This window comes from Saccharothrix sp. AJ9571 (genome assembly GCF_021725495.1).
In the GTDB taxonomy this organism is placed as follows: Bacteria; Actinomycetota; Actinomycetes; order Mycobacteriales; family Pseudonocardiaceae; genus Amycolatopsis; species Amycolatopsis magusensis.
The window spans coordinates 572,931-591,166 of record NZ_CP091382.1 but is presented as its reverse complement, the minus strand read 5'-3'; the positions used below and the strand labels follow the sequence as shown (position 1 = coordinate 591,166).

20 protein-coding genes are annotated in these 18,236 nt (G+C 70.0%); 14 read left to right on the top strand and 6 right to left on the bottom strand.

The window, feature by feature from the left end; genetic code table 11:
- Nucleotides 1-15: 15 nt before the first annotated feature.
- Nucleotides 16-933 (top strand): NAD(P)/FAD-dependent oxidoreductase, encoded by a 918-nt coding sequence (locus tag L3Q67_RS02865; protein ID WP_499188046.1) that lies wholly within the window; start codon nucleotides 16-18, stop codon nucleotides 931-933.
- A 9-nt stretch (nucleotides 934-942) separates the two neighbouring features.
- On the opposite strand, the gene L3Q67_RS02860 is transcribed toward L3Q67_RS02865, so the two are convergent.
- Together L3Q67_RS02860 and L3Q67_RS02855 are read right to left on the bottom strand one after the other, a co-directional pair.
- Nucleotides 943-1,554 carry a class I SAM-dependent methyltransferase gene (locus L3Q67_RS02860; RefSeq protein ID WP_499188045.1) on the bottom strand — a complete coding sequence of 204 codons (612 nt, stop codon included), beginning with the start codon at nucleotides 1,552-1,554 and terminating at the stop codon, nucleotides 943-945.
- A complete protein-coding gene (locus L3Q67_RS02855; protein WP_499188044.1) occupies nucleotides 1,551-2,738 on the bottom strand; it encodes a glycosyltransferase in 1,188 nt (395 codons plus the stop codon). The genes L3Q67_RS02860 and L3Q67_RS02855 overlap by 4 nt, the downstream gene beginning before the upstream one ends.
- A 123-nt stretch (nucleotides 2,739-2,861) precedes the next feature.
- On the opposite strand from L3Q67_RS02855, the gene L3Q67_RS02850 reads away from it, so the two are divergent.
- The 6 genes from L3Q67_RS02850 to L3Q67_RS02825 all read left to right on the top strand — a co-directional run bounded on the left by L3Q67_RS02850 (nucleotide 2,862) and on the right by L3Q67_RS02825 (nucleotide 7,494).
- Entirely contained in the window at nucleotides 2,862-3,296 is a 435-nt protein-coding gene (locus L3Q67_RS02850) for an SRPBCC family protein (RefSeq protein WP_499188043.1), read from the top strand.
- Nucleotides 3,283-3,630 carry a metalloregulator ArsR/SmtB family transcription factor gene (locus tag L3Q67_RS02845; RefSeq protein ID WP_499188042.1) on the top strand — a complete coding sequence of 116 codons (348 nt, stop codon included), beginning with the start codon at nucleotides 3,283-3,285 and terminating at the stop codon, nucleotides 3,628-3,630. Before L3Q67_RS02850 ends, L3Q67_RS02845 begins: the two co-directional genes overlap by 14 nt.
- Nucleotides 3,627-4,106 (top strand): SRPBCC family protein, encoded by a 480-nt coding sequence (locus L3Q67_RS02840; RefSeq protein ID WP_499188041.1) that lies wholly within the window; start codon nucleotides 3,627-3,629, stop codon nucleotides 4,104-4,106. The genes L3Q67_RS02845 and L3Q67_RS02840 overlap by 4 nt, the downstream gene beginning before the upstream one ends.
- Nucleotides 4,107-4,244: 138 nt before the next feature.
- Nucleotides 4,245-5,435, top strand: a complete 1,191-nt coding sequence (locus tag L3Q67_RS02835; RefSeq protein ID WP_499188040.1) for a helix-turn-helix domain-containing protein — start codon at nucleotides 4,245-4,247, stop codon at nucleotides 5,433-5,435.
- Between the two features lie 535 nt (nucleotides 5,436-5,970).
- The gene (locus tag L3Q67_RS02830; RefSeq protein WP_499188039.1) at nucleotides 5,971-6,267 is read left to right on the top strand and encodes a hypothetical protein; all 297 of its coding nucleotides are present in this window, start codon (nucleotides 5,971-5,973) and stop codon (nucleotides 6,265-6,267) included.
- Nucleotides 6,268-6,324: 57 nt separating this feature from the next.
- Nucleotides 6,325-7,494, top strand: a complete 1,170-nt coding sequence (locus L3Q67_RS02825) for a putative hexosyltransferase (protein WP_499188038.1) — start codon at nucleotides 6,325-6,327, stop codon at nucleotides 7,492-7,494.
- On the opposite strand, the gene L3Q67_RS02820 is transcribed toward L3Q67_RS02825, so the two are convergent.
- The gene (locus L3Q67_RS02820; protein WP_499188037.1) at nucleotides 7,457-7,930 is read right to left on the bottom strand and encodes a hypothetical protein; all 474 of its coding nucleotides are present in this window, start codon (nucleotides 7,928-7,930) and stop codon (nucleotides 7,457-7,459) included. The two genes, L3Q67_RS02825 and L3Q67_RS02820, sit on opposite strands and share 38 nt — an antisense overlap.
- 222 nt (nucleotides 7,931-8,152) lie before the next feature.
- Here L3Q67_RS02820 and L3Q67_RS02815 point away from each other — a divergent pair, with 222 nt between their 5' ends.
- Complete coding sequence (locus L3Q67_RS02815; RefSeq protein ID WP_499188036.1) at nucleotides 8,153-8,893, top strand: carbonic anhydrase family protein; 741 nt, start codon at nucleotides 8,153-8,155, stop codon at nucleotides 8,891-8,893.
- Nucleotides 8,894-9,741: 848 nt separating this feature from the next.
- On the opposite strand, the gene L3Q67_RS02810 is transcribed toward L3Q67_RS02815, so the two are convergent.
- Nucleotides 9,742-10,122 carry a MarR family winged helix-turn-helix transcriptional regulator gene (locus L3Q67_RS02810; RefSeq protein WP_499188035.1) on the bottom strand — a complete coding sequence of 127 codons (381 nt, stop codon included), beginning with the start codon at nucleotides 10,120-10,122 and terminating at the stop codon, nucleotides 9,742-9,744.
- Between the two features lie 86 nt (nucleotides 10,123-10,208).
- Here L3Q67_RS02810 and L3Q67_RS02805 point away from each other — a divergent pair, with 86 nt between their 5' ends.
- Nucleotides 10,209-11,642, top strand: coding sequence for an MFS transporter (locus tag L3Q67_RS02805; protein ID WP_499188034.1), 1,434 nt, complete (start codon nucleotides 10,209-10,211; stop codon nucleotides 11,640-11,642).
- On the opposite strand, the gene L3Q67_RS02800 is transcribed toward L3Q67_RS02805, so the two are convergent.
- Nucleotides 11,593-12,438: an EamA family transporter gene (locus tag L3Q67_RS02800; RefSeq protein WP_499188033.1), complete on the bottom strand. Its 846-nt coding sequence runs from the start codon at nucleotides 12,436-12,438 to the stop codon at nucleotides 11,593-11,595. The genes L3Q67_RS02805 and L3Q67_RS02800 overlap by 50 nt on opposite strands.
- A gap of 74 nt (nucleotides 12,439-12,512) precedes the next feature.
- Here L3Q67_RS02800 and L3Q67_RS02795 point away from each other — a divergent pair, with 74 nt between their 5' ends.
- The 5 genes from L3Q67_RS02795 to L3Q67_RS02775 all read left to right on the top strand — a co-directional run bounded on the left by L3Q67_RS02795 (nucleotide 12,513) and on the right by L3Q67_RS02775 (nucleotide 17,753).
- On the top strand, nucleotides 12,513-13,400 hold the full coding sequence (locus tag L3Q67_RS02795) for a LysR family transcriptional regulator (RefSeq protein WP_499188032.1): 888 nt from the start codon (nucleotides 12,513-12,515) through the stop codon (nucleotides 13,398-13,400).
- Between the two features lie 46 nt (nucleotides 13,401-13,446).
- On the top strand, nucleotides 13,447-14,313 hold the full coding sequence (locus tag L3Q67_RS02790) for an SDR family oxidoreductase (RefSeq protein WP_499188031.1): 867 nt from the start codon (nucleotides 13,447-13,449) through the stop codon (nucleotides 14,311-14,313).
- Nucleotides 14,314-14,344: 31 nt separating this feature from the next.
- Complete coding sequence (locus L3Q67_RS02785) at nucleotides 14,345-15,466, top strand: uroporphyrinogen decarboxylase/cobalamine-independent methonine synthase family protein (RefSeq protein WP_499188030.1); 1,122 nt, start codon at nucleotides 14,345-14,347, stop codon at nucleotides 15,464-15,466.
- 4 nt (nucleotides 15,467-15,470) lie between these two features.
- Nucleotides 15,471-16,478 carry a zinc-dependent alcohol dehydrogenase gene (locus tag L3Q67_RS02780; RefSeq protein WP_499188029.1) on the top strand — a complete coding sequence of 336 codons (1,008 nt, stop codon included), beginning with the start codon at nucleotides 15,471-15,473 and terminating at the stop codon, nucleotides 16,476-16,478.
- 138 nt (nucleotides 16,479-16,616) lie between these two features.
- A complete protein-coding gene (locus L3Q67_RS02775; RefSeq protein WP_499188028.1) occupies nucleotides 16,617-17,753 on the top strand; it encodes a chymotrypsin family serine protease in 1,137 nt (378 codons plus the stop codon).
- A 3-nt stretch (nucleotides 17,754-17,756) separates the two neighbouring features.
- Here L3Q67_RS02775 and L3Q67_RS02770 read toward each other — a convergent pair whose 3' ends face one another.
- Nucleotides 17,757-18,188: a hypothetical protein gene (locus tag L3Q67_RS02770; protein ID WP_499188027.1), complete on the bottom strand. Its 432-nt coding sequence runs from the start codon at nucleotides 18,186-18,188 to the stop codon at nucleotides 17,757-17,759.
- Between the last annotated feature and the right edge of the window lie 48 nt (nucleotides 18,189-18,236).

Sequence of the window (18,236 nt, the reverse complement as noted above, 5' to 3'; positions counted from 1 at the left end):
AGAAGAATGTACGACGTGATCGTGGTAGGTGCCGGGCCGTCCGGCCTGAACGCGGCGCTGATCCTGGGCCGCGCGCTGCGGAAGGTGCTGTTGGTGGACTCCGGTGAGCCGCGCAACGCCCGGGCGCACGCGATGAACGGCTTCCTCAGCCGGGACGGGATCGACCCCGCCGAGTTCCGCCGGATCGCCAGGGAGGACCTGGCCAAGTACGAGACGGTGACCGTTCGCGATGTGGCGGTCTCGTCGGTTTCGGCTGGTGAGGCGGGCGCGTCGGTGGAGCTCGCCGACGGGACCACCGAGCAGGCACACAGCGTGCTGCTGACCGTGGGCCGCCGCGACCGGCTGCCCGAGGTAGACGGCGTGGCCGAGCTGTGGGGCCAGGGCGTCTACGGCTGCCCGTACTGCCACGGGTTCGAGGTCCGCGGGCAGAAGCTGGCCGTGCTGGGCGCGGAAACCTCCGCCGCGCACCTGGCCGTGCAGTTGACCCGGTACAGCCCGGACGTGGTGCTGTTCACCGACGGCGCGCCGGACTTCGACGAGGAAGCGGCGGCGGCGCTGAAGGTGTGCGAGGTGGAGGTGCGGACGGAGCCGGTGGAGCAGGTCACCGGGGCCGATGGCCGGCTCACCGGCGTGCGGATCGCGGGCGAGACCGTGGCCCGTGACGCGATGTTCCTCAAGACGCCGCTCGACGCGCACGGCGAACTCGCCGAAGCGCTGGGCTGCGAACTGATGGACGACGGCTCGGTGCGGATCGACGAGCACGGGCACACCTCGGTCGACCGGATCTACGCCGCCGGCGAGGCCGCCCGCCTGCCGAACTGGCCGTCACCGTGGATCCACGCGGTCACCAGCGCCGCGCTGGGCGCCATGGTCGCGCTCAGCATCGACCACGACCTGATCGTCGCCGACGTGCGGTCCAAGTTCGGGATGTGAGCCCCGCCCTCACCTGGCCGTACTGGCCCAGCCGGTCAGGTGGGGGATCTTCACCCCGAACGGGCCGTGGAGCTGGAATTCCTCGGTTTCGATTCGCTCGAACCCGGCCGCGTCGATGGCGCGGCCGGTTTCGCGTGCGGGGTCGCAACCGCCGTCGAGCCAGCGCGAAACCGGCGCGACGGCCTGCTGAGCCCGGCGTGACCAGGTGCCCTCCGGCGCGGCGACGTGCTCCAGGAACACATACCGCCCACCGGGTCGCAGCACGCGCACGATCTCCGCGAGCACCCGGTGCTGGTCTTCGACCGAGCAGAGCACGATCGTGCCGACGACCGCGTCCACGCTGTGGTCGGCCAGCGGGATTTCCTCCGCCGTCCCGCCGATGACTTCGCCCTTGGCCTGCTGACGCAGGCGATCGTGCAAGTAGGGATTCGGTTCGAGGCCGAGCCAGCGGACGTCGCGCGGGAAGTACGTGGCATTCGCACCGGCGCCGGGGCCGATTTCCAGCACGGTTCCGGTGAGGTCCGCCAGTAGCTTGCGCCGCTGCGGGGTGTACATGCCCGCGCCGCCGGCGGATCGGTTGCGGGCGGCTCGCCGCCAGCTGCGAGCGCTGCGTGCGGTCATCCGCCGGTGACCTCTTGGACGACTTCGATCACGCGCGCGGCTCCATCCTCGTTCCGCAGCTTCGCCGCGACCGCCGCGGCTCGTTCAGTGTAGGCAGGCTTTCCGGCCGCCTCGGCGATTTTCGCCGAGAGCCCGCTCGCGGTGAGCTTGCGCGCCGGGACGACTCCGGGCGCGGCGCCCAGCGCGACCAGGCGGTTCGCCCAGAACGGCTGGTCGCTCGAGAACGGCACCGGCACCGAGGCCACGCCCGCGCGCAGCACCGCGGCGGTGGTCCCGGCGCTGGCGTGGTGCACGACGGCGGCGACGCGCGGCAGCAGCCATTCGTGCGGGACGTGGCCGACGGTGAGCACGTTGTCGCCGGTGGCGTCCAGCTCGCCCCATCCGGAGTGGACGATCGCGCGGACCCCGGTGTGCCGGATGGCTTCGCTGATCGCCTGCTGTCGCCGACCGGCCTGGCGCGCGACCACGCTGCCGAAGCTGAAGTAGACCGGGGGAGGGCCGTCTTCGAGGAACTCGACCAGCTCGGCAGGGGGTTCGGTGGTGGTGTGCGACCACCAGAAGCCGGTCAGCTCCTGTTCCGGCCGCCAGTCTCGCGGACGCGGTACGACGCTCGGGCTGACCCCGTGCAGCATGCGCCGATGGGGGTCCGGCTTGAGTTTGTGCCTCAGGCCGAGTCGCGATCGCAGGTCCGCCAGCGGTTTCGCGAACATCCGCGGTCCCCAGTGGACGAACAGCTCGCCGGTCCCGCGGTTGAGCCACGGGCCGAGGTCGCGGCCGCCGAACAACGCGGGCGACATTTCACGCGTCGGCGCGGCGGGCTGCAACGGCACCGCCAGGCACGGGATGCCGCGTGCTTCGGAAAGGCTGGTACCGAAGATCAACGTGGACATCGGGCAAAACAGGACGTCAGCCCCCTCGGCGGCGTTGATCATTTCCGGCACCTGTTCGCGCAGGCCGTCGACCATCAACCGCATCGGTGACTTCCGGCTAGCCGCGGTCACCTCGCGCGGATCGGTCGAGGACAGCCGGTGGAAGCCCAGCCCGGCTCCGGTGATCGCCTTGCCGAACCGTTCCGCCGCCGCCACGGTCACCGGGTGCCCGGCTTCGGTGAGCCGCCTGCCCAGGCCGAGGTAGGGCAGCACGTCGCCGTCGCTCCCGCTGGCCAGGACCACCACGTGCGCCATGGGGCGAGGCTAGCCAGGCCGCCGCTGGGTCTATGCCTAGAAGGTCTATGCCTAGAAGCTTGACGCAACCCATTGGTTGCCATAGAGTCGCAACCAGTTGGTTGCTACTTAGTGGAGGACACCATGGCTTTCCCCGATCGCATCGAGCGGACCGTCGACGTCGCGCAGCCCCCGGCCAAGGTCTGGGCCGCGCTCACCACGGCCGAAGGACTGGGTGCCTGGTTCGGCAACGAGGCGTCGATCGACCTGCGCCCCGGCGGCTCCGGGCAGTTGAAGTGGGACAGCGGCGACCAGGCCAACCTGCGGGTGGAGCGGGTCGAGGAGCCGTCGGTCTTCGGCTTCACCTGGCACATCTACGGGCTGCCCGAGGAGGATCCCCGCCGCACCTACGTCGAGTTCACCCTCGAACCGGCCGGTCCCGGCACGCGCCTGACGGTGATCGAGAGCGGCTTCGCGCAGCTCACCGACGACGCCTACGACAAGGCGTTCAACGGCAACACCGAGGGCTGGGCGGCCGAACTGGGCGAACTGGTGACCTACCTCGATGCCGCAGCCTGATCCGGAGGCCGTCGCCGAGCAGGTCTTCACCGCGCTGGCCGATCCGAGCCGGCGCGCCATCCTCGCCGCGCTGGCGGCCGGGGGCCCGGCCACCGCGACGGAACTGGCGAGCCGCCTGCCGATCACCCGGCAGGCGATCGCCAAGCACCTGGCTCTGCTCACCGAAACCGGGCTGGTCACCGCCGAACCGGGGGAGCGCCGCCGGGTGCGGTACCGGCTGCGTTCGGCCCCGATGCGGGTGGCGCAGCAGTTCCTGGCCGCGCTGGCGCGTGACTGGGACGGCCAGTTGGACGCACTGAAATCGCATCTCGAAGAGAAACGAGAGAATTCATGAGCGACACCGCTTTCACCACCGGTATCACCGTGGACAAGGCCCCGGCGGAGGTCTTCGCCGCCGTGGTCGACGTGCGCGGCTGGTGGTCGGCCGACATCGACGGCGACACCGACCGGGTCGGTGGCGAGTTCGACTACCGCAACGGCGACCTGCACACCTGCCGCGTGCGGGTGACCGAGGTGGTGCCCGGCCGGAAGGTCTCGTGGCTGGTGCTGGAAAACCACTTCCAGTTCACCGAGGACAAGACCGAATGGGTGGGCACCACGATCGACTTCGAGGTCGAGCCTGCCGGTGAGCGCACCGGGGTCCGCTTCACCCACCACGGCCTGGTGCCCGCCTACGAGTGCTACGACATCTGCTTCAGCGCGTGGACCCACTACATCGGCACGAGCCTGCGTGAGCTGATCGAGACCGGCACTGGCCGCCCGAACCCGCGTCGCTCCGATGTCGACGCCGCCATCGCGTCGGCGTCGTAGAAGCGTCTGCGTTGCGTACTTTACGCGATCGTGTGTACCCGGATGACCACGCGTAGTAACCCGGTGGGAGTGTTCACCTGATCTAGGGCTGGCTACCCTGGAGGTGGTGGCACTTCGACCGAAGGGTGGCATAGGGCGATGGAACCCGCGATGGAACTGGGGCGGCGGCTCCGGGAGATCCGCGGGTGGCGTCAGCTCAGCCTGCGGGCGGTGGCGCAGCTCTCCGGCTACTCCTTCACCTACCTCGGTCAGATCGAGCGCGGCGAGAAACCGGTCAACAGCAGGCGCGTGCTCGAAGCGCTGGCCCGCACCCTGCGCGTCTCACCCACCGAGCTGACCGGGAAGCCCTATGTGGCACGGGATCCGCGGGACGACGACATCCGGGCCGGGGTGCCGGAGGTGGAGGCGGCGCTGACCGGCTGGTGGGTCGGCGAGGTGCCGGAGCAGCCGGTCCGGCCGTGGCCGCAGGTGGCCGCGGACGTGCGGCGGCTGAACAAGGTGCTCCGGCCGGACGCCGACTTCGCCGCGCAGGTGGTGCTCATCCCGCAGCTGATCCGCGAGCTGCTGGTCGTCTCGGCCGACCCGGCACACCGCCGGGAGGCGCTGATCGGCCTGATCGGCACCTACAAGGCCGCCGCCTACCTGGTGCACGACCTCGGCTTCGCCGGGCTGCCCGCGCTCGCGGTGGAGCGGATGCACCAGGCCGCCGAGCGGCTGGACGACCCGGTGTGGACCACCTACGCCGCCTACCAGCGGGCCCAGCTGCTGTCCGGGGCGAACCGGCAGCGGCAGTACGACCTGGCCGTCCGGGTGGCCGAAATGCCCGGCGGGCGCACCGAAACGGCGGGGCTGGCGCACCTGACCGCGGCACTGGCCTCGGCCACCCGCGGTCAGGCCGAGCAGGCGCGGACCCACCTGGCCGAGGCCGCCGCGCTGGCCGGGCAGCTCGGGCCGGACGTGAGCCCGTGGATGGACACCAACTTCGGCCGGACGAACGTCGGTATCTGGCAGGTGACCATCGGGCTCGAACTCGGGCTGGGTGCCGGTGTCGCCGAGCTGGCCCGCGAGGTGCGGCCGGTCGGGGTTTCGCGGGCGCGGCAATCAGCCTATTGGATGGATCTGGGCCGCGGTTTGCTCACTGAGCGGAAGACTCGCGAACAAGGGCTTTCGGCGTTGCTGAAAGCGGAAGAGCTGGCGCCGCAAAAGGTCCGAAACAATGTTTTCGCTCGGGAGGCCGTCGCTGACCTGCTCGGCAGCGCGCGCCGTGATGCCGGTGGCCGCGAATTGCGCGGCCTCGCCTGGCGAATGGGCGTTGCCCCAACCGGGTAGACCACCCCCGGTGTGCACTCCTGGTGCACAAAACCACCACCGGCCGCGCCTAGCGTGATGACGCGATCACGGGAGGTGCTGGTGCCTGGCGAAAGACCGGAGCCACGACGCGGGGAAGGCGAGAGCCCCGCCGAGTTCGTCAGCCGGGTCTTCCGGACCTGCCGGTGGTGCGGCAGGCGCTTCTCCGACGCCTGGACCTGCCTCTTTCACGAATGCCGGTGCGCGGGCGACGGCGGTGGTACGCCGTGGCCGCAGACCGACGCCGACCCCAGCGCGTGGTTCGCCACCGCTCCCACAGCCCCCGGTGGAACGGGCTGACCCCCGACCCGTCCGTTCCGCTGGGTTCCACCCGTTCGCCCTCCCCCGTCCGAAGAGGACACCGCAATTCCTGTTACCAAACCGGACAGTCCGCTTAGGACCCCGGCCGGTGGCGGTGAGTAACCGTTCGATTGTGGTGGCAGTGATTTCTCGCCGCCTGTTCCCTCGACTTTTCGCGCGCGGTAACGTCTGTGCTCGGCGTCGGCGCGAGAGCGGGGTGATCAGCATCGAGGCCGGGACGACCGCGGATTCCGCGACCGAAGTACTGGTGCTGCTCGACCGGCTGCGTGCGCAGACCGGTCGCGAAGACGTGCCCAAGCGCGAGGTCATCGACGACAACCTGAACCTGCTCGCCGACGACATGCGCGCGCTGCAACGCGGGGTGCCGGGCACGGCGCACCCCGAACTGACGCTGAGCCGCTGGTCCAAGGTGCAGTCCCTGCTCGGCGGCCGTCCCCGGTTCGCCCCGCTGGTCTCCGCGGTCTCCAGCCGGATCGAGCACCTGTTCCGCTGAGCTCGCGCACACCCGGCGCACAGCCGGTTCACAGCGGACCGCGTTTGACTGACCGCCATGGCTAAGAAGATCGGCGCGCTGGTGGTCCTGGTGCTGGCGGCGGTCGCCGTGCGCACCCTGTTCTTCGACCACCGCTCCGGGGACTACAACGCGTTCCTGCTGCGCTGGTACGAGTTCATCGAGCAGAACGGCGGCTGGCGCGCGCTGCGGCACGAGTTCGCCAACTACAACGCGCCGTACCTGTACCTGCTCGTGGTGCTGAGCTACCTGCCGGTGCCGCCGCTGATCGGCATCAAGGCGATTTCGGTGGTGTTCGACTTCCTACTGGCCTACTTCGTTTACCGCATCGTCGACCTGCGCTACCCGGGCCGCTGGTGGCCGGTCCTGGCGGGCGCGGTGGTGGTGTTCCTGCCGACCGTGGTGCTGAACAGTTCGATGTGGGCACAGGCGGATTCGATCTACTCCGCGTTCGCGCTCGGCGGCTTGTACTTCGCCCTGCGTCACCGGCCGTATCTCGCCTGTGCTTTTTTCGGCCTGGCGCTGGCGTTCAAGTTGCAGGCGATCTTCCTGTTCCCGGTGCTGTTGTTGCTGGTGCTCGGCAAGCGCGTCCCGTGGCGGGCGTTGCTGCTGGTGCCGGGGGTCTACCTGGTGCTGGACGTCCCGGCGCTGCTGATCGGCGCCGATCCGGTGCCGTTGCTGACGATCTACGCCACGCAGACCGAAACGTACGGCCAGTTGACGCTGAACGCGCCGAATGCTTATCAGTTCCTGACCGGGGCGTCCGGCACGGAGGTGATCAAGGCCGCCGGGGTGGCGCTGACCGGGTTGCTGGTGCTCGGCGGGATCATCGCCGTCCTGGCCAGGGCCACCGAGTTGACCACCACGCGGATGGTCCTGCTGGCAACGGTTTCGGCGCTGCTCGTGCCGTTCCTGCTGCCTGCGATGCACGAGCGGTACTTCTTCCTCGCCGACGTGCTGACCGTGGTCGCCGCGTTCTGCCTGCCCCGCGTGCTGTGGCCGTTGCCGATCCTGACCCAGTTCGCGTCGCTGTTCTCCTACCTGCCGTACCTGGTCCCGGGATCGGCACTGGCCACTGTGGACTTCCGCGTGCTGGCCATGGTGATGCTGGCGGCGCTGGTGCTGGCGGTGTGGGTGACCGTGGAACAGGTGGCCACGCCGGTCGCCCGGCTCAGCGGCAGTTCGGCGGTAGCCAGCCGGGGGTCGTGACCACGCCGGTGGGGTCGACCGGCATCTGCCCGCCGAAGCTGAAGCCGACGAGGCTGCCAGGGCAGACCGGGACCGCGGCCGGGCCGCCGGCGGTCTGGGAGGCGCGCCAGGCGACGGGGTCGATGCCGACGCGCCACACCTTCCAGTACAGGTCGCCGTCCTCGTGGCCGGCGCAGTCGTCGGCCTGGGGATAGCCGTCGATCCGGCAGACGTAGTCGGGTTCGTCGTAGCCGCCGGTGTTGCGGCCGGTCTCGATGTCGAGGCCGGTGTTGTCGAGGGCTTCCCGGGCGGTGGCCCCGCTCGAGCAGCGGACCAGCAGTTCACCGGGAAGCGCGACGGCGACGGTCACGCCGTCGCAGGCCTGTGGTGCCGCCGCCGGAGTGACCGGGGTGGGCAGGGTCAGCAGTACGGAGGTGAGCAAAGGAAGAACAGCCACAAATCGGACAGTACGGCTGTTCTGTTAATAGTGCAGCCCGGGCGAGTGTTGCGCAGATCACTTCCGAATGCCGGAAACGTTCGGGCGAATTGGTGCGGATGAGGGCAATTGCCCGGCTTACGGGTGCTTGCGGGAACGATCGAGGGCGGAGAAGGATATGGGCTCCTGATCGAGTTCCTCCTGAAGAGTGAACCGACTTCGGGTCCCCGAAAGGTTCTGAGCGTGACACGCAGACGTTTCACCGCCATCCTCCTTCCGCTCGGGCTCGCCTTGGCAACGCTGACCGCCGGTGGTACCGCCGCCCAGTCGCAGCTGCCGATGCAGAGCCCGATCAACGTCACCCCGGGTGCCATCAAGTTCGACCCGCACCAGCCGCGGCTGAACGTCGCTTATGGGCACTCGGAGCTGGAACTCGAATACGTCCGGAAAGACGCGGCCGACCCGGCGGGCTGCACGACGCGGCACCACGAAGAGACCGAAGAAGCCGTGGTGACGCCGGGTGCCGGGCACGTGACCGTGGCCGGGGTGCGGTACGAGCTGGAGCAGTTCCACTTCCACACGCCCTCGGAGCACCACTTCGCCGGGCACGCGGACCCGCTGGAAATGCACTTCGTCCACCGGAGCGCCGCGGGCAGGCTGCTGGTCATCGGCGTCCCGCTGCGCGCGGGTGCACCGTCCACAGTGGACAAGGTGCTGGCCGCCCTGGCCCCCGAATGCGGCGACCCGGTCGCGATCCACGACGTCGACCTGAAGTCCCTGCTGCCGTCGAACCTGAGCACCCTGCGGTACAACGGCTCGCTGACGACCTACCCGTTCAGCGAAGACGTCCAGTGGTTCCTGACCGCCGAACTCACGGTCTCGCCCGCCACCATCACCCGCTTCCAATCCCTGTTCACCACCGGAAACGCGCGCCCCACCCAACCCCTCAACCACCGCCCCCTCACCGCCGTCCCCCACCTCTAACCCCACTCCCGCACCCGACCCCCACACTCGCGCACCCGAGTTCCACACTCAGGCAGCCGAGTCCCACACTCACGCACCCGAGTCCCACACTCGGGCACGCGAGTCCCACACTCACGCACCCGAGTCCCACACTCACGCACCCGACCCCCACACTCACGCACCCGAGTTCCACACTCGGGCATCCGAATCCCACACTCGGGTGTGCGAGTCCCACACTCGGACCTCCGAACCCCACGTTCGGGAGCCCGAGTTCGACATTCGGGCTCGTGAGTTCTGCGTTCGGGCAGCTGAACTCCACGTTGGCGCGGGTGTCGTCCCCAAGGCTCAAGTGCCGACCGGAACAACCTCGCGAGCCGTCAGTTGGCCCCGAACGTAGGGCTCAATCGATCGACCGCGCTCGAACGAGAACTCGAGCGTGGAACTCGGCTGCCTGAGTGCAGACTTCGGCTACCCGAGTGTGGAACTCAGCTGCCTGAACGTGGAACTCGGGCTCGCGCGCTCCCAAATCCCGCGCCGAGTGCGGGGCTCGGCTGCCCGAGTGTGGAACTCGGCCACCGAACGCAGAATTCAGCTGCACGAACGTGGGGTTCGACTACTTGAGTGTGGAGTTCGACTGCCCGAGTGTGGGACTCGGGCGTCCCGGTGTGGGCTCGGGTGCCTGAGTGTGGGGTTCGGCTGCACCAACGTGGAGTTCGGCTGCCTGAACGTGAAACTCGGCTACCCGAGTGCGGGGTTCGGCTGGCCGAGTGCGGGGTTCGGCTGTCTGAGTGTGGGACTCGCGTGCGCGAGTGCGGGGTTCGGCTGCGCGAGTGTGGGGTTCGGGTGCCTGGAGGTGGGGATGGGCGGGGTCAGTGGTGGGGGAGGGTTTTGGCTAGGACGGCGCGGTGCGTGGGTTTGGCTTCCGCGTAGCGTTGGCGGCCGGCGTCGGTGAGGGAGATGAAGATGCCCCGGCGGTCCTGGTCGCAGATGGCGCGTTCCACCAGGCCCTCCCGCTCCAGCCGGGCCACCAGGCGTGACGTGGCGCTCTGGCTCAGGTGTACCGCTTCGGTGAGGTCCGTCCCCCGGCACTTGAATTCGCAGGTGGCCAGGCGCTCCAGCGCCTCGAACTCGTTGATGCCGATCCCGTGCTGCTCCTGCAGCCGGCACTCGAGCGCGTTGAACACCGTGGCGTGCCGCGCGAACAGTTCGCGCCACTCCTGCACCAGGGTTCGCTCGGCCACATCGCTCACCGCCCCAAGATAACATGCACACGAATCTGATGCAAACGCATTTAATGCGTTGGCATTAGATGCGCGCGCATGTATCGTCCTCGGTCATGAGCTCTTCCGCACCCCTGTCCACCTCCTCGACCCGGTGGGACGCACGCCTGTGGGGCGTGCTCCTCACCGTCTCCACCGTCGTCGGCCTCGATGCGCTCGACGTGTCGATGGTCGGCGTCGCCCTCCCGTCCATCCAGGCCGAACTCGGCCTCTCCACCAGTTCGCTGCAGTGGATCATCAGCGGTTACGTGCTCGGCTACGGCGGTCTGCTCCTGCTCGGCGGGCGCACCGCCGACCTGCTCGGCCGACGCCGCGTCTTCCTCGTCGCGGTCGCGGTGTTCGCCGTCGCGTCGCTGTTCGGCGGCTTGGTCGACAGCGGCCCGCTGCTCATCGCGAGCCGGTTCATCAAGGGCCTCGCGGCCGCGTTCACCGCCCCCGCCGCGCTGTCGATCATCACCACGACGTTCCACGAGGGTCCCGCGCGCAACAAGGCGATCAGCATCTTCGCCGTGTTCGGCGCCAGCGGCTACTCCGCCGGGCTCGTCTTCTCCGGCCTGCTCACCGAGGTCGGCTGGCGCTGGACCTTCCTGCTCCCGGTGCCGATCGCGCTCGCCGCGCTGGTCGCCGCGGTCAAGCTGATCCCGCGCTACCGCCCGGAAACCGGTGGCGGTTACGACTTCCCCGGCGCGATCACCGGCGCCGCCGGGTCGCTGCTGCTGGTCTTCGCCGTGGTCGAGGCGCCGGAGATCGGCTGGGCCTCGCCGCGCACGCTGATCTCCTTCGCGCTCGCCATCGGGCTGCTGGCCGCCTTCATCCTGATCGAGAAGCGCTCGAAGCACCCGCTGCTGCGCCTCGGCATCCTCCGCTCGGGCCCGCTCGCCCGCGCGAACCTGGGGGGCGCGCTGTTCTTCGGCGCCTACATCGGTTTCCAGTTCGTCGTGATGCTCTACCTGCAGTCAGTGCTGGGCTGGTCCGCGCTGCAGACCGCGCTGGGCTTCCTGCCCGCGGCCCTGATCGTCGCCTTCGGCTCGCCGAAGATCGAGCCGCTGATCGACCGCCTCGGCACCCCGCGCACCATCCTCGCCGGCGTCGCCGCGCACGTCGCGGGCTACGCGTTGTTCCTGGGGATCGACGAGGGTTCCAGCTACGCCGGTGCCGTGCTGCCCAGCATGATCCTGCTCGGCGTCGGCTTCACGCTGGCGTTCTCCTCGCTGAACATCCAGGCCACGGCCGGTATCAGCGACAACGAACAGGGCCTGGCCGGCGGGCTGCTGAACACCTCGGTCCAGGTCGGCGGCGCCATCGGCCTCGCCGTGGTGACCGCGGTGCTGACCGCGAACGCGGGCGAGGGCGCAGGGGTGCTCGACGGCCTGACGCCCGCGCTGGTCGTGGTCACCGGGATCGCCGTGCTCGGCCTGCTGGTCGCGATCTCCGGGGTGGTCAAGCGTTCGCGGGTGGCGGAGCCGGAGCTCGCGCTCGCCGCGAAGTAGCCGTCCACGCGGCGACCAGGCTGACGCAGCCGAGGCCCAGCCAGCGGAGCGCCGAAAGCTGCTCGTCCAGTACGAGCAGCCCGGCGACCGCGGCGACGGCGGGTTCGAGGCTGAGCAGCACGCCGACGGTGCCGGCGCTGATCCGCCGCAACGCGGACTGTTCGAGGGTGTACGGGAGTACTGCGGTGCACGTCGCGACGGCGGCGCCCGCCAGCAGTACTCCCGGCGCCCAGTCCAGCGGCTCGGCCGGCAGTCCGGTCGGTATGCCGAGTACGGCCGCGAAAGCGACACCCCACGCCAGCCCGGACGGCCCGCCGGTGAGCAGCGCGACCTTGCGGCTGAGCACCAGGTACGCGCCCATCGCGACGGCGGAGAGCAGGGCGAGCACCACGCCCTGCCACGGCAGCGCCCCGCCCGCCGGGTCGTTCAGCAGCCAGACCCCGGCACCGGCCACCACGGCGGCGCCGAGGTCGGCGAGCCGCCTCGACGTGCACAGGCCGAGCACCAGCGGCCCGAGCAACTGCAGGGTGCTCGCCACGCCGACCGGCAGGTACCGCATCGCCGGGTAGACCAGGTTCATGCCCGCGATGGCGGTGCCGAGGCCGAGGATCCACGGCAGGTGCCGCCGTTCGGGCAGCTTCGGCCGGAACCACACGAGCAGCAGGGTCGCGGCGAAACCCAGTCGCAGCGCGACCACCCCGCCCGCGCCGATCTCGCCGGAGAGCTGCTTGCCGAAGGCTTGGCCGGTCTGCGTGCAGATCGCCGCGGTGAGCACGAGGAGCGGTGCGGGAACCATGCCGCCAGCTTCACGCCCGCACACCGTTCAGGTCCATCGAGGATTCACGACCGAATTCGTTTAGCGTGGGCTACATGATGGACCTTCGACGGGTGCAGGTGCTTCGCGTACTGGCCGACCGGGGCACGGTCACCGCGGCCGCGGAAGCTCTCTACGTGACGCCCTCGGCGGTGTCCCAGCAACTGCGGGCGCTGGCCGGCGACCTCGGTGTCGAACTGCTCATCCGGGACGGCCGCCGCGTCCGCCTCACCGCAGCCGCTCATGCGCTGCTCGAACACGCGGACGCGTTGCAGGAGCACTGGGAGCGCGCTCGAGCGGACCTCGGCGGAGCCCGCCGGACCTTGCGTTTCTGCGGGGTGTCCTCGGCCATCGCGGCGTTCCTTTCCCCCGCCGCGGTCAGGTTGCGCAACGAACGCCGTCACATCGAGCTGCTCGAAGAAGAGAGCGAAGACTGCTTCCGCCTCCTGCTCGCCGAGCAGGCCGATCTCGCCGTGGTGCTGCCGACACCGGCCAGCCCGCCGGTCGACGACCCGCGGTTCGAGCAGCGGGTGCTGCACGAAGATCCGCAGGACCTGCTGGTGCCCGAAGGACATCCGCTGGTCGGCCGCCCCGGCGTCACCCTCGCCGACGCGCGCGCCGAGCGCTGGATCGTCAAGCCGCGGCAGAACGACACCTACGACCTGCTGCTCTCGGCCTGTGCCACCGCGGGTTTCACGCCCGCGGTCGCGCACCAGGTGAAGGAGTGGTTCGCCATCTCCCGGCTGGTGTCCGACGGGCTGGGTGTCTGCCTGCTCCCGAGGCTGGTGCCGATCCCGGCCGAGCACGCGGTGGTCCGGGTGCCGCTGACCGGGAATCCGCGCCCGGTCCGCAAGCTCATCGCCTGCGTGCGACGGGGTAGCGCCGCTCAGCCGGATCTGGCCGAGGCGCTGTCCGTACTGGACGAACTGGTGTCCACGGTATAGCTTTGTTTGCAAAGGTATTTTGCAGACAAAGCAAAAGGGAGTCGTGATGACCGTTCTCGTCACCGGAGCGCGGGGCAACGTCGGCAGCCGGGTGGTCGCCGAGTTGGCTCGTCGTGGCCACCACGTGCGGGCATCGGCGAGAGACGTGACAGGGCTGGAGCTACCCGACGGCGTCGAGCCCGTGCAGTTGGACCTACTGGACCCGAGCAATGCGGACGCCGCGCTGGCCGGGGTGGAAGCGATCTTCCTGTACCCGACAGCCCGGGCGGCGCCGACGGAGTTCCTTGAGGCAGCAGGGAAAGCGGGCGTTCGCTACGTCGTGCTGCTGTCCTCACCGGATGTCTACGAGGGCGCGATCGACAACCCGATCCGCCTCGGTCACCTGCCGTCCGAGCAGGCGGTGCGCGAGTCCGGACTGCGGTACACGGTGATCTACCCGGGCTGGCTGGCCACCGACGCGAGTCGCGACTGGGGCACGCAGATCCGCATCGGGGACCGCGTGGGCATCGCCTACCCGGAAGGCCAGTTCACCCCGATCCACGAGGACGACATCGCCGAAGTGGTGGCCGAACTGCTCACCACCGACCGCTACCCGGGCACCACGCTCGCCCTCACCGGACCGGAGTCGCTGACCCAGGCGGAGATCGTCGCGATACTGGCAGGCGAACTCGGCCGCCCGCTCACGGTCGACGCGCTGACCAGGCAGGAGGCCCAAGATCGCCGCGAACCCTGGATGCCCGAACGAGTCCTCGAATCGGTGATGGACAGTGCCGAACGGGCGATCGCCATGCCCGCCCCGGTCAACAACACGGTGGAGCGGTTCACCGGGCACCTGCCGCGGACGTTCCGCCAGTGGGCCGCTGAGCACCGTGCGGAGTTCTGCCCGACTTCGACGAAGCCGAGCGGGGGTTGATCGGCGCGCGTGCCTGCTCGACGATGGGGTGATGACTCCGCGCGAGACACCGCCGTTCCGTGCCGACCACGTGGGCAGCCTCCTCCGCCCACCCGCCTTGCGAACCGCCCGCGAGAGACGCGCCAAGAACGAGATCACCGCGGTCGAGCTGCGGACCGTGGAGGATGAAGCGATCCGCGAGGTGGTCGAGTTGCAGCGCTCGGCCGGGCTGCGGTCGGCCACCGACGGGGAGTTCCGCCGCGGCTCGTGGCACATGGACTTCATCTACCGCCTGCGCGGCATCGGCAAGAGCGACGAGCAACTGCACGTCACCTTCCACAACGAGCAGGGCGACCTCGAGTTCAGCCCGTCGGCGTTCCGCGTCAACGACCGGATCGGGCTGAACGAGGTGGTCTTCGCCGACGACTTCACCTACCTCAAGTCCACTGTGGACGAGTCGGTGACGCCGAAGCAGACCATCCCGTCGCCGAGCATGGTCTACTACCGCGGCGGGCGCGCCGCGGTGGACGAGACGGCGTACCCGGACCTCGAGGAGTTCTACGCCGATCTGGCCACCGCCTACGCCCAGCAGATCGCCGGCATGGCCGGGCTCGGCTGCACCTACCTGCAGCTCGACGACACCAGCCTCGCCTACCTCAACGATCCCGAGCAGCGGGCGATGGTGGCCAGGGCCGGCGGGGATCCGGACAAGCAGCACGTGCGCAACATCGCCACGATGAACGCCGCGCTGCGCGACCGCCCGGACGGCCTGCGGGTGACCACGCACCTGTGCCGCGGCAACTTCCGCTCGTCGTGGATCGCCACCGGTGGCTACGACTTCGTCGCCGACGCGTTGTTCAACGAGCTGAACGTGGACGGCTACTTCCTCGAGTTCGACGACGAACGTTCGGGTGGCTTCGAACCGCTTCGCTTCGTGCCCAAGGGAAAGCAGGTCGTGCTCGGCTTGGTCACCACGAAACGCGGCGAGCTGGAGACCGTGGATTCCCTGCGCGCCAGGGTGGACGCCGCGGCCAAGTACGTCGACATCGACCAGCTCTGCCTGTCACCGCAGTGCGGGTTCTCCTCGACCGAGGAGGGCAACGACCTGACCCTGGACGAGCAGAAGGCCAAGCTGGAACGCATCGTCGAGACGGCGGCGCTCATCTGGGGCTGACGGGGTGCGGGCGTTCGCCGTCACCGCGCCGGGCGAGGCGTCGGTGCTGGAGGTCGAACCACCGGTGGCGGCGCCGGGTGAGGCCGTGGTCGTGGTGGAGCGCGCCGGGGTCTGCGGTACGGACGCCGAGTTCTTCAGCGGGGAGATGCAGTACCTCGCGGACGGGCACGCGAGCTACCCGGTGCGCATCGGTCACGAATGGACCGGCACGGTGGCCGAAGCCGGCGAGGGCGTCGACCGCGCGTGGCTGGGGCGGCGGGTCATCGGCGACACCATGCTCGGCTGCGGGCGCTGCCGCCGGTGCCTCGGCGGCAACCAGCACGTCTGCGCGGACAGGCAGGAGGTCGGCATCCGCGGTGGCCGTGCGGGTGCGCTCGCCGAACGGCTGGCGGTGCCCGTGAGTTCGCTGCACGAGCTGCCGGATTCGGTCGACGCGACGCTCGGCGCCCTGGTCGAACCCGGTGGCAACGCGCTGCGGGCGGCGCGGGCGGCGAATGCCCGGCCCGGCACCCGGGTGCTCGTGCTCGGGCCGGGCACGATCGGCCTGCTCACCGCGATGTTCGCCAGGGCGGCGGGTGCCGAGGTGCACCTGGTCGGCAACCACCCGGAATCCCTGGACTTCGCGCGGTCACTGGGTTTCGACGGCGTGTGGACCGCCGGCGAGCTGCCCCGGCTGCCGTTCGACGCGGTGGTCGACGCCGCCAACGCGGCCGAGCTGCCCGCGTGGGCCCTGGAGGTGGTCGAACCATCCGGCCGGATCGTCTACATCGGACTCGCCGGGCGGCCGAGCCGGATCGACACCCGCGAACTGGTGCTCAAGGACGTGACCGCGGTCGGGGTGCTGAGTGCGTCGCCGGGTCTGGCCGAGACGATCCGGCACTACGCGAGCGGGCACGTCGATCCACGGCCGCTGGTCGCCGCGACCGTCGGGCTCGACGAGGTCGCCGGGGTGCTGGCAGGCGCGCGCCCACCGGGGCCCGGGCCGAAGGTGCACGTCGACCCACGGGTTTAGGGTGCCGATCCACCCGACTTTCGTCTGGCCGGTTTTGTCGGAAGACGGTGCTTTTCCACGCCACAGCCCCGTTTCGTGCCAATCTGTTACCCGCGCCGGTGCAGCTCGTTCCCCCTCCCCGTCCCCAAGGAGCGAACCGTGCATTCCGTGCTGTCCAAGAAACTCAGCGCACTGACCCTCGGTTTTGCCGTGCTCACCGCGGTTTCCGCGCTGCCTGCCGCGCAGGCGGAGCCCGTGCGCACGCTGTCCGCGGCCGAACAGCGGGTGCTGGACCAGCAGCCGCTCGTCGGGGCGGCCGAAGCGCTGCGCGCCCGGCTGGCCGACTCCGCCGACGGCTACGCGGGCATCGTGCTCGAAGCCTCGGATGTGGTGCTGTGGTGGAAAGGCGCGACCACACCCGCGGTCGACGAAGCCCTGAGCGTGGCCAGAGGATTCGCGCCCGTCCGGGTCGCTTCCGCCGCCTACAGCGAACGCGAACTCGATGTCGCCGCCGACCGGGTCAACCGGTGGCTGCAAGAGAACCCCGATTCCGGGGCGTACGGCGTGAAGAGCCCCGGTGACGGCAGCGGACTCGTGCTCGCCGCGAAACCCGGTGTCGCCACCGCGTTGAGCGCGCTCGACCCGGTCGCGGGAGTTCCGCTGCGCGTGCTGCACGAGGAACCGCTGGCGCCGGTGTCCCGCGGTGACGACTCCCCGCCGTGGAAGGGCGGCGCGCGCACCTGGAACCAGACCGCCAGCACGATCTGCACGGCCGGGTTCGGCGTGCGCAACGGCGCGGGCAACCAGTTCGTGCTGACCGCCGAGCACTGCGGCCAGCACGGGCACCGGATCACCGACGGCGTCGGCGAGTTCATCGGCAACGTCGGGCAGGGCCACAACGACCACGACATCGCCCTGATCCCGACGTCCCAGGCGAGCAACCGCATGTACGTGGGCAACGGCGGCAGCAACACCACCGAGCAGGTGCTCGGCTGGACGCACGTCTTCGTCGGCCAATTGCTCTGCCAGAGCGGCGTGACCAGCGCCGAGCAGACCGGCAACCCGGTGTGCGACCTGAAGGTGCTGTTCTTCTGGCAGGACGCGGAGGACCTCGTCGAGGTGGAGCAGCAGCAGGGGCAGCCGGGTGCGCGCGGCGGGGACAGCGGTGGCTCGGTCTACCTCAAGGTCAACGGCGGGGTCCGGGCGGCGGGCACGGTGACCCGCGCGGCCGGTGCGCGGATGGGCTTCCAGGACTTCGCCACCGCCAACGCCGACTTCGGCGTGTACATCCCCTGACGCTCAGGCGCCGGTGGTCGAGCCCGGCCGGACGATCATCAGCACCACGACCACCGCCCAGAGCAGGTTGAACACACCGGTGAGCATGCTGAGCCGGGCCGCGATGCGGCCCGGCTCGGCCTTTTCCGGGAGGTCGAGCAGCTTCTGCTGACCGGGCAGGATGGCCAGCGCGAGGATGCCGGCCGCGGCCGCGGTCAGCACCACCGAGATGAGCAGCCACGCGTCGGTCAGCACGCCGAGCGCCGCGCCGGTGGCCACGCCGAACACCGGGACCGCGATGCCGACCACCGTGTACCCGCGGCAGATCCGGTGCAGCAGCGCGCCCGCGCCGCCTTCGGCGCGCGCGTAGCGGGGGAACAGCGACGCGGCCACGGCGATCGGCCCGACCACCAGGATGGACGCGAGCACGTGCACGGACAGCAGGAACTTGGTCAACGGGACCCCTCTATATGTAGGCTGCCAATATGTACCCTTCCTACTGCA